This window comes from Comamonas sp. SY3 (assembly GCF_041730275.1).
GTDB lineage: Bacteria > Pseudomonadota > Gammaproteobacteria > Burkholderiales > Burkholderiaceae_C > Comamonas > Comamonas sediminis.
Genome location: NZ_JBGTYN010000007.1, coordinates 134752 through 144947, shown reverse-complemented (window position 1 = coordinate 144947; position 10196 = coordinate 134752). Strand labels below are relative to the sequence as shown.

Annotated in this window: 7 protein-coding genes; 2 read left to right on the top strand and 5 right to left on the bottom strand. The window is 60.5% G+C overall.

All coding sequences use genetic code 11. The features are described from left to right. Positions 1–19: 19 nt before the first annotated feature. The 4 genes from kdpB to kdpF all read right to left on the bottom strand — a co-directional run bounded on the left by kdpB (position 20) and on the right by kdpF (position 4807). Complete coding sequence (kdpB, locus tag ACCQ08_RS11665) at positions 20–2107, bottom strand: potassium-transporting ATPase subunit KdpB (RefSeq protein WP_373449862.1); 2088 nt, start codon at positions 2105–2107, stop codon at positions 20–22. After that, positions 2104–2802, bottom strand: coding sequence for a potassium-transporting ATPase subunit KdpC (gene kdpC / locus ACCQ08_RS11660; protein ID WP_369459699.1), 699 nt, complete (start codon positions 2800–2802; stop codon positions 2104–2106). The genes kdpB and kdpC overlap by 4 nt, the downstream gene beginning before the upstream one ends. Before the next feature lie 79 nt (positions 2803–2881). After that, positions 2882–4591, bottom strand: coding sequence for a potassium-transporting ATPase subunit KdpA (gene kdpA, locus ACCQ08_RS11655; RefSeq protein WP_373449861.1), 1710 nt, complete (start codon positions 4589–4591; stop codon positions 2882–2884). A 120-nt stretch (positions 4592–4711) separates the two neighbouring features. Further along, positions 4712–4807 carry a K(+)-transporting ATPase subunit F gene (gene kdpF, locus ACCQ08_RS11650; RefSeq protein WP_027010947.1) on the bottom strand — a complete coding sequence of 32 codons (96 nt, stop codon included), beginning with the start codon at positions 4805–4807 and terminating at the stop codon, positions 4712–4714. Positions 4808–5053: 246 nt separating this feature from the next. Between kdpF and ACCQ08_RS11645 the strand changes: the two genes are divergently transcribed. Next, positions 5054–6052 (top strand): acyltransferase family protein, encoded by a 999-nt coding sequence (locus ACCQ08_RS11645; protein WP_373449860.1) that lies wholly within the window; start codon positions 5054–5056, stop codon positions 6050–6052. Positions 6053–6268: 216 nt separating this feature from the next. Further along, positions 6269–7894 carry a peptide chain release factor 3 gene (locus ACCQ08_RS11640; RefSeq protein ID WP_312463609.1) on the top strand — a complete coding sequence of 542 codons (1626 nt, stop codon included), beginning with the start codon at positions 6269–6271 and terminating at the stop codon, positions 7892–7894. 946 nt (positions 7895–8840) lie between these two features. Here the strand turns inward: ACCQ08_RS11640 and ACCQ08_RS11635 are convergent. Continuing rightward, entirely contained in the window at positions 8841–9866 is a 1026-nt protein-coding gene (locus ACCQ08_RS11635; protein WP_373449859.1) for a hypothetical protein, read from the bottom strand. Between the last annotated feature and the right edge of the window lie 330 nt (positions 9867–10196).

Sequence of the window (10196 nt, the reverse complement as noted above, 5' to 3'; positions counted from 1 at the left end):
GCTATTGTGGGGCAAGCCCTTAGACCAAGCCAGTGGCGGTCAGCAGCATGTCGATCAGCTTGATGCCGGCAAACGGCACCAGCAAGCCTCCCAGACCGTAGATCAGCAGATTGCGGCGCAGCAAGGCAGCCGCTCCCACGGCCCGGTAGCGCACGCCGCGCAAGGCCAGCGGCACCAGCGCGATGATGATCAACGCATTGAAGATGACCGCGCTCAGAATGGCCGAATCGGCACTGTGCAAACCCATGATGTTGAGCGATGCCAGCTGCGGGTAGGTGGCAACAAAGGCGGCCGGGATGATCGCAAAGTACTTGGCCACATCGTTGGCAATGCTGAAGGTGGTGAGCGCGCCGCGCGTCATCAGCATCTGCTTGCCGGTCTCCACCACCTCGATGAGCTTGGTGGGGTTGCTGTCCAGGTCGACCATGTTGGCCGCTTCCTTGGCAGCCTGGGTGCCACTGTTCATCGCGACCGCGACATCGGCCTGGGCCAGAGCCGGTGCATCGTTGGTGCCGTCGCCGGTCATGGCCACCAAGCGGCCAGCGGCCTGGTGGCTGCGGATCAGCTGCAGCTTGTCCTCAGGCCGGGCCTCGGCCAGGTAGTCGTCCACGCCGGCCTCGGCGGCGATGGCGGCGGCCGTCAGGGGGTTGTCGCCGGTCACCATCACGGTCTGGATGCCCATGCGGCGCAGCTGCGCAAAGCGCTCGCGCATGCCGGGTTTGACAACGTCCTTGAGCTCGATGACGCCCAGCACCTGGGCGCCCTCGGCCACCACCAGCGGCGTGCTGCCCTTGCGCGAGACGCTCTCCACCGCCAGCTGCACGGCCTGCGGAAACTGCCCGCCCAGCGACTCGACATGGCGGCGCAGCGCATCGGCCGCGCCTTTGCGCAGGCTGCGCGGGCCTGTGGGGCCGGCCAGGTCCAGTCCGCTCATGCGCGTCTGGGCGGTAAAGGGCACCGGCTGTGCCTGGGCGGGGTCGAGCGCTGCAGGGTTCAGGCCATGGCGCTCATGGGCCAGGGCCACCACGCTGCGGCCTTCCGGAGTGTCATCGGCCATCGACGACAGCAGCGCGGCCTCGGCCAGCAGCGCAGCGCTCACGCCAGGCGCTGGCAAGAATTCGCTGGCCTGGCGGTTGCCCAGGGTGATGGTGCCGGTCTTGTCCAGCAGCAGCACATCCACATCGCCTGCGGCCTCGACCGCGCGGCCCGAGGTGGCAATCACATTGGCCTGCATCATGCGGCCCATGCCGGCCACGCCAATGGCCGACAACAGGCCACCGATGGTGGTCGGGATCAGGCAGACCAGCAGCGCCACCAGCACGGCCACGCCGACTGCACTACCGCTGCCCGATTGCGCCACCGCAAAGACCGAGAACGGCCAGAGCGTGACGATGACCATCAGAAACACCAAGGTGAGCCCCACCAGCAGAATGCCCAGCGCCAGCTCGTTGGGGGTCTTCTGGCGCTTGGCCGATTCGACCATGGAGATCATGCGGTCCAGAAACGATTCACCCGGGTTCACCGTGACCTCGACCACCAGCCAGTCGGACAGCACGCGCGTGCCGCCGGTCACCGATGAAAAATCGCCACCGGCCTCGCGCACCACGGGGGCCGATTCGCCGGTGATGGCGCTCTCATCGACCGAGGCCACGCCTTCGACCACGGTGCCGTCGAGCGCAATCACATCGCCGGCTTCCACCAGCAGGAACGTGCCCTTGGTCAGGCTGCTGGCGGGCTGGGCCGTCCAGGCGGCGCCATGCTGCGCCTGCTGCAGCACCTTGGCGACCGTATCGCGCTTCATGCCGCGCAGGCTGGCGGCCTGGGCGCGGCTGCGCCCTTCGGCCAGGGCCTCGGCAAAGTTGGCAAACAGCACGGTGAACCACAGCCAACCGGCAATGGCCAACGTAAACCCGCTGCTGCCTTGTGCCGTCAGCAGATTCTGCAGCCACAGCAGGCTGGTGAGCCAGGCGCCCAGGTAGACCACAAACATGACCGGGTTGGTCCATTGCAGGCGGGGCGAGAGTTTGCGCAGCGCATCCCAGGCAGCGGCCTGCAGCAGTGCCAGATCGCCGAGGCCAGCCGATGCCGTCAGTTTTTTCGTGTTCATGGTTGGCTCCGGGTTGGCAATGCGTCCAGCGCCATGTTGAGCGCCAGCACGTTCACGCGCGGCTCACCGAGCAGGTAGCCGGTGCGCTGCTGCGTGGCCTGGTCCAGCAACTGCTGCACCTGGGCGGGGGGCAATTGCCGCTCGCGTGCCACGCGGGGCAGCTGCAACTGGGCATTGGCGACCGAGATATGCGGATCCAGGCCCGAAGCCGATGCGGTGACCGCATCCACCGGCACAGCGGCATCGGCAGCCAGGCCGTTGGTGCTGCGGTACTGCGCCACACGTTCGGCCACACTATCGGCCAGCCCCTGGCTGCTGACGCCCTGGTTGCTGGCGCCGGACAGTCCGGCGTTGTAGGGCGCAGCGATGCTGGCCCCTTCCTGCTTGGGATCGGGCGCCGTCGTGGCGCTGGGCCGGCCATGGAAGTAGCGGGCGCTGTCAAACTGCTGGCCAATCAGGGCCGAGCCCACGATCTGGCCGTCGCGCAGCACCAGCGAGCCATTGGCCGCATGGGGCAGCAGCGCCTGGGCCACGCCGGTGGTGGCCAGCGGGTAGGCGACGCCGCACAGCAGCAGCACCAGCACGGCGGCGCGGGCACTGCTGCCCAGGGTGCGGCCCCAGCCTGCGGCGGCGGGGACAGCAGCCTGCTGCGCGCCGGGCGCTGGCAGGCGTTTATCGGAATCAAGGCTTGTCATGTTTTTCTCCTGCGGGCACGGCCTGGCCATGCCCCGGTTCGCTTCACATCAGTTGCAAGTTCGGGTCAAAGGCGGGGGCTCAGGGGTAGAGCTGCCCAGCCAGCATCTGCAGGTGCTCGACGACCGGCCCCAGCGCCAGCGCTGGCAAAAAGGTGAGGCCACCGACGACCAGCACCACAAAAACCAGCAATCCGGTGAACAGCGGCGTGGCGGTGGGGAAGGTGCCGGCACCGGCGGGCACGCTGGCCTTGCTGGCCATGCTGCCGGCCACCGCCAGCAGCGGCAGCAGGGTCAGGTAGCGTCCCATCAGCATCGCCAGGCCCACCGTGGTGTTGAAGAAGGGGGTGTTGGCATTGAGGCCCGCAAAGGCCGAGCCGTTGTTGGCGGTGGCCGAGGCATAGGCGTAGAGAATTTCCGAGAAGCCATGCGGGCCCCGGTTGTTCAGGCTGTCGGCAGCGCCCGGCCAGAGCATGGCCAGCGCCGTCCAGCCCAGAATGCAGGCGGGGTGGGCCAGCACCGACAGCATCACCAGCTTGATCTCGCGCACCTCGATCTTCTTGCCCAGGAACTCCGGCGTGCGCCCGATCATCATCCCGGCCAGGAACACCGTCAGGATGGCGTACTGCAGCAGGTTGATAAGGCCCACACCATCGCCGCCAAACACACAGTTGAGCATCATCAGCGCTAGGGGCGTGATGCTGCCCAGCGGCGTGAGCGAGTCATGCATGGCATTGACCGAGCCGGTGGTGGCAGCGGTGGTGGCCGTCACGAACAGGGCGGTATCGGTGATACCAAAGCGCAACTCCTTGCCTTCCATATTCCCGCCCGATTGGGTGGCGCTCCATTGTTGATCAGCACCGGCGCGGGCCAGCAGGCTGCTGCCGTTTTGCTCGCCCACCCAGACCAGCGCCAGAAAGCCCACGAAGATGACGAGGCTGGCGCCAAAGAATACCCAGCCCTGGCGGCGCTTGAGCAGCATCGCGCCCAGCGCATAGGTCATGCCGGCAGGGATCAGCAGCATCGCCAGGACGTGCAGCATATTGGTCAGTGGCGTGGGGTTTTCGAAAGGATGGGCCGCATTCATGCCGAAGAACCCGCCGCCATTCGTGCCCAGGTGCTTGATGCTCTCGAGGCTCGCGACCGGGCCCATCAGCAGCTGCTGGGTGCGGCCACCATCGATGGTGTGGGCCAGCACCTCGGTGCCCAGGGTTTGCGGCACGCCCTGCCAGACATAGACCAGCGCCAGCAGCAGCGACAGCGGCAGCAGCACGCGCCAGAGCATGCGCACAAAATCCACCCAGTAGTTGCCGATGTCCCGGCTGCCTGCACGGGCCAGCCCGCGCACAAAACCGGCAGCCGCTGCCAGGCCGGCAGCGGAGCCCGCAAACATCAGCCCGGTGATCACGACCATCTGCGTGGCATTGCTCAGGCTGTTCTCGCCCGCATACGCCTGCCAGTTGGTGTTGGTGATGAAGGATGCGGCGGTGTTGAACGCCAGGTCCGGCGTCTGCGCGGCGTTCTGCAGCGGGTTGAGCGGCAGGCTGCCCTGCAGCCGCAGCAGCAGGTAGCCCAGCAGCATCAGCAGGCCGTTGCTGAGCACCAGCACCGCGCCGTAGCGCTGCCAGCCCATGCGCTCTTGCGGATCCACGCCCATGGCGGCGTAGGTCCAGCGCTCCAGCCGGCTGTCGTGCGCACTGGTAAAGCAGCGTGCCAACCACCACCCCATGGGGATGGTGAGCAGCACCAGCACCGCCACGAAGGCGGCATATTCGATCCAGACTAAACCCATGTCAGCCCCCGCTCAGATGCGCACCAAGGCGCGAACAAAGCCCAGCAGGCCCACAAAGCAGGCCAGCGTGAGGCCGACGAATACGAGGTCTTGCAGCATGTACATGGCCCTCTCCCTTTTTCAGAATTTTTCGGGCCGCAACAGCGCGTAACCCAGATAGACAAACAGCGCAGCACTGACCAGCGCGGCCAGCACCTCCACTCCATGGATCCACATGGTCTTCTCCTCATACGCCGATGCCAGGCCACCCAATGCGGCCCGGCGCGGCGTGGTGTTGCACAGGCAAAACGCCTGCAGTGGAGTCAATGTAGGTTTGGGCGCATCAAGCAGGCGCTGAGAATGCGCGGGGGGATATCAAGATGGCATCAAGATGGCGACGCCCAGAGGTGATCGGCAGCCGCCCAGGCCATGTATAGTGGTGCCGCGCTTGACCCCACCCCCTTATGCCTACGCCCTCCGTCCATGCCCCATCGCAGCAACTCTTTTGACATTCTTCGCATCTGCGCGGCGCTGGGCGTGATCTTTTGCCACCACTACTACATCAGCGGCCGAGAGGGCCCTGCCTGGATGAATGTGGGCATGATTGGCGGCGTGTCGGTGATGACGTTTTTCACGATCAGCGGCTACCTGGTGACCACCAGCTGGCTGCGTGAGCCGCAGGTGTTCAAGTTCTGCGCCAAGCGCCTGCTGCGCCTGTGGCCCGGCATGATTGCGGCGGTACTGCTGAACATCTACGTGTTTGGCGTGGTGTTTACCGATCTGCCTGCACGCACATTTTTGACCCATGCCCAGACCTTGGAGTACTTCAAGAACCTGCTGCTCTACCGCGCCTACGTCAACCTGCCCGAGGTGTTTTCCAGCAACCCGCTGAACAACTTGATGAACGGGCCGCTGTGGACCATTCCGATCGAGACCATGTGCTATGCCGCGTTGGCCGTAGCCGGCGTGGTGGGCGTTTTTCGCTACCGCTGGCTGGCCAGCCTGGTGCTGGTGGCCTACATCCTGCTGTTCATTGTGCGCTACAACGCCGACTTCACCGGCACGATGATGCATTGGTGGGAGTACCCGGCCTACTTTGCCTGCGGCGCGCTGATCGCGCTGCACCGGGACCGTTTCCTGGCCCATGGCGCCGCCATCACGTTCGGGCTGATTCCCGTGGCCTTGTTTTTCTGGCTGACGGGCTTGCAACATACGTCGGGCCTGGTGGTACTGCCGGCCTTGCTGATCTTTCTGGGCAGCTGCAGTTCGGCTTTCTCTGGCGCGGTCAGCCGCCTGGGTGATCCTTCCTATGGTGTCTACCTGTCGGGCTGCCCCATCGCCCAGGCGGTGTTTGCCTTGTGGCCGGGCATGAACTTCTATGCCAGCATGGGGCTGTCGATGCTGCTGTCGATGCTGCTGGGCTATGTGCTGTGGCATTCGATTGAATCACCTGCCTTGCGCTTGAAGCGCTATCTGCGCTAGGGACCCGCTGCAAAACTCCCTGCCGTGGTCTGAAAGCGGTCCCGGGCGATCCGCGCCCCTACCGGTTGGCGAGGGTTCTGCAGAGGATCCCAAGCCTCACCCCCGCATGCCCGGATAAACGCTTTCCGTTAAAATGCCCGCAGTCCCAGCCAGCACCTGCTGGCTTTGTTTTTTGGCAGCCCGGTCCCGGGTCTGCGCTCATTGCTCTTCCGTACTGTGTCCTACGCTCCCGAAACCCAACGCCGCCGCACCTTTGCGATCATCTCCCACCCGGATGCGGGTAAGACCACCCTGACCGAAAAGCTGCTGCTGTTCTCCGGTGCGATCCAGATCGCGGGGGCGGTGAAGGGCCGCAAGGCCTCGCGCCACGCGACCTCGGACTGGATGGAGATTGAAAAGCAGCGTGGTATTTCGGTGGCCTCGTCGGTGATGCAGATGAGCTACCGCGACCATGTCATCAACCTGCTCGACACCCCCGGCCACAAGGACTTCTCGGAAGACACCTACCGGGTGCTGACGGCCGTGGACTCGGCGCTGATGGTGATCGATGCGGCCAACGGTGTGGAATCGCAGACCCGCCGCCTGATCGAGGTCTGCCGCCAGCGCGATACGCCCATCATCACCTTCGTCAACAAGATGGACCGCGAAGTGCGCGATCCGCTGGACATCATGGACGAGGTCGAGCGCGAGCTGGGCATGCCCTGCTGCCCCATCACCTGGCCCGTCGGCCAGGGCAAGAGCTTTGGCGGCATCATCAACCTGCTGACCCAAAGCATGACCGTGTTTGCGCCAGGCAGCGACCGCGGCCCCAAGGATTTCGAAGTCATCCCGCTGAGCGAGAGCGAGAAGCTGCGCAGCCGCTTTGGCCAGGCCTTTGACGATGCGCTCGATTCGATGGAGCTGGCCCAGGGCGCCTCTGCCGAATGGAACCATGCCGACTTTCTGGCCGGCAAGCTGACCCCGGTGTTCTTCGGCTCCGGTGTGAACAACTTCGGTGTGATGGAAGTGCTCGACGCGGTGGTGGATATGTCGCCACCGCCCGGCCCCCGCATCGCCTACACCGAGGTCAACCGCAACCGCGAAGAAAAGACCATCCATCCGGAAGACAGCAGCTTCTCGGGCGTGGTGTTCAAGGTGCAGGCCAATATGGACAGCAACCACCGCGACCGCATCGCCTTTGTGCGCGTGGCTTCGGGCAAGTACACCCCCGGCATGAAGATGAAGGTGCAGCGCACCGCCAAGGAACTGCGCCCCACCAGCGTGGTGACCTTCATGAGCCAGCGCCGCGAAGCGGTGGACGAGGCCTATGCCGGCGACATCATCGGCTTTACCACGCACGGCGGCGTGCAGCTGGGCGACACCATCACCGATGGGCCCAATCTGCAGTTCACCGGCCTGCCGTTCTTCGCGCCAGAAATGTTCATGACCGTGGTGCTAAAGAACCCGCTGCGCACCAAGCAGCTGCAGCAGGGCCTGATGCAGCTGGGCGAAGAAGGCGCCATCCAGGTCTTCAAGCCCGATGCCGGCGGCAACATGCTGCTGGGCGCCGTGGGCCAGCTGCAGTTTGAAGTGGTGCAGCACCGCCTGAAGACCGAGTACGACTGCGAAGTGCGCCTGGAAGGCTGCCAGTACACCGGCGCCCGCTGGATCACCGCCGACACCCCCGCCGAACTGCGCGAGTTCGAACACGCCTACCCGCTGCGCCTGGCGCATGATGCGGCGAATACCCTGGCGTATCTGTGCACCAGCCCGTATGACGTGCGCCTGGCGCAGGAGCGATTTCCGAAGATCCACTTCCATCCGCTGCGCGAGCATGCGGGGTTGGAATTGCAGACGAGCTGAAATCCCTCTCTGCACAAAGCAGCCTTTGTAGAGGCTGACTCGCTGGCTGCAGCACCTCTTGCCCGGCTCACCGCCCTGCCGGGCAAACTTAACCCAGCGGATAACGCCCGATGCAATGCATCGGGCGTTTGCGTTCATGTGATAGCTTTCTACCGCTGTACATCTGAAAGGCGCCTAGGACATTCCTGTAAAAACGGGAGTTATTACGCTGCAAAAACTAAGAGATGGAGCTAATCTCTGCAAAAAATGCCGAAGGGATTAGTCTTCACACCGTTTACAAATGGTGAAAGCGATTTTCCATGCCCAGGTATGAAGGCTTGATCAATAGGAGCTTACGCTGCAGCGAGCACAAGCAACCATGGACACCGAATTAGCGCACCGCACAAGGTGTCATAGACGCGAATGCAGACCATGTAGCCCATTGTCCAGATCATGTACTAAAAGTGCAGGAAATAACCTTCAAGTGTTTGACCACAAACAACGGTTTAGCCTACCGCTTCAAGCTATTTATACACCCCTGCCAAGCCCTGGATATCAAACGCACGTTTAACAACTCCTCACCACCAAAAACCAATGGAGGAGCAGAGCGCTCCATGCAGAACTGCTGGCGTGGGGGCTTGCGAGCGCATGCGAGAGCCCCCAGGAGCGCACTGCTTTATTACCTCCACTCTCGTTTTACTATCAGGTCCGAATACCTCGCACGGCATTATCCTATTCAAGCAAACGGTTTGTGATAAAAATCTTCGGATTTCGCACCATTTCCGACATGGGAATTGCGACATAGAAAGTTGACTCATTCACAACCTATTCTGGGCTAAGCGGGTGAATTCACATACTTTGTTCAATGTGCAGCAACAATATAATTACAATTCCAAAGACCCTGCAAATTCTGGACTCCTTTCCACCTTTACCTACATTAAATCAATGATAAAAGAATTTATCCACCTCAATAACCTTGGCTATATAGCCCATTAACTATACTCCGAATCGTATCCAAGTTTCCCACGACAATGTGAGGCATTAGAGTCTCACTACCGGCCACAGGAATTACAGGTAAAGTCTGGTCTAGCAAATTAAGCGCACTTATTCCGTGACCGTCTGAAGCCGTATTGAGAATTCTGCTACTCGCTGAGTAATTCGGGCATTGACCATTCTGACTGGTTAACTCCATTACAACAGGACCAGCGCAAGTCTGAGACAAAGTCCAACCGCCATAGACTGCGACACCCCAGCCGCTGGTATCGTTTATTGTGTCTGGAGTCGCCCACGCCATAGCTTTAAATCTATAATAAGATGCATTATCCCCATGGGTACTAACGCTGTCTGTCACATCAACCCACTCCATTCCATCCATTGATAAACCATATAGCCTATTTAGAACACTCGCCCTGAATACCATAGCAGGTGCATAAGGAACGAGATTAGGAGTATTCCAATGAAGATAGTGTAGTGGATTTATTGATTGTGTTGTAGATTTATAAGTATATAACAAGCGCGCCACATATTTTGAATTCATATATGGGAGAGGGCCAATTTTATGATTACCGAAAATCTGAAACCCTGCAGGCCTGACCCCTGCTGCAGACCAATCTAGTGGAGTTGTAGCAACATTGACCTCTCCGCTTTCTATAGCACCAGCGTCTCCCCCCCATGTCGGAGACGGATTTCCACATACATCGCCTCCCTCTTGCGGATTCAACCACTGAGGTAATGTTGCATTGGCACAAGGGACATAAACTCCAGTTTCTTGTCCGGCATCAAAAAAAATTGAAGTCTGAATTAGTCTACCTTGATCAAATGAATCAACGGTTTCGACATTGCCAAACTTAAGTGACGAAATTGCACCTCCATGCACTCCAGGCGTAATGGACATTGATATCACTCCATTATTAACAGTTTGATTTATAGCTTGCGCACCAGCATCAACAGTTAGCAGATCAGCCAAAAAAAATATCACGATAGACTTATTCATCTTCACTCCTTTTAAATAACACCATCAAATAGCGTTTGTTTGATATGGAGTCTAAATTAATTCAACGCGACAAGGCAATCTCAATCACAATTCTTACTTGACAAAACTTAAGTCGCAATATGTACCACACATATAGCCAGCCTAAACATCTCCCAAGCCTGCGACACCGCCACCTTTAGAGCAGTATATAGATATAAATTAAATATCATATAGTTTTTACAAAAAATTGATTAGTTGAGGTCCAACATACCTCAGCAGTAGTTTGTATCCCAAATTCAAGCATTGAAGTTGATGAACGGACTCGTCTCACTAGCGCTGCTGGTTGAATGG

Excerpts from the sequence above, each read along its gene's own strand:
- kdpB (WP_373449862.1), bottom strand. The coding sequence starts at position 2,107 with ATGAACACGAAAAAACTGACGGCATCGGCTGGCCTCGGCGATCTGGCA.
- ACCQ08_RS11635 (WP_373449859.1), bottom strand. The coding sequence starts at position 9,866 with ATGAATAAGTCTATCGTGATATTTTTTTTGGCTGATCTGCTAACTGTT.
- kdpA (WP_373449861.1), bottom strand. The coding sequence starts at position 4,591 with ATGGGTTTAGTCTGGATCGAATATGCCGCCTTCGTGGCGGTGCTGGTG.
- kdpC (WP_369459699.1), bottom strand. The coding sequence starts at position 2,802 with ATGACAAGCCTTGATTCCGATAAACGCCTGCCAGCGCCCGGCGCGCAG.
- ACCQ08_RS11645 (WP_373449860.1), top strand. The coding sequence starts at position 5,054 with ATGCCCCATCGCAGCAACTCTTTTGACATTCTTCGCATCTGCGCGGCG.
- kdpF (WP_027010947.1), bottom strand. The coding sequence starts at position 4,807 with ATGTGGATCCATGGAGTGGAGGTGCTGGCCGCGCTGGTCAGTGCTGCG.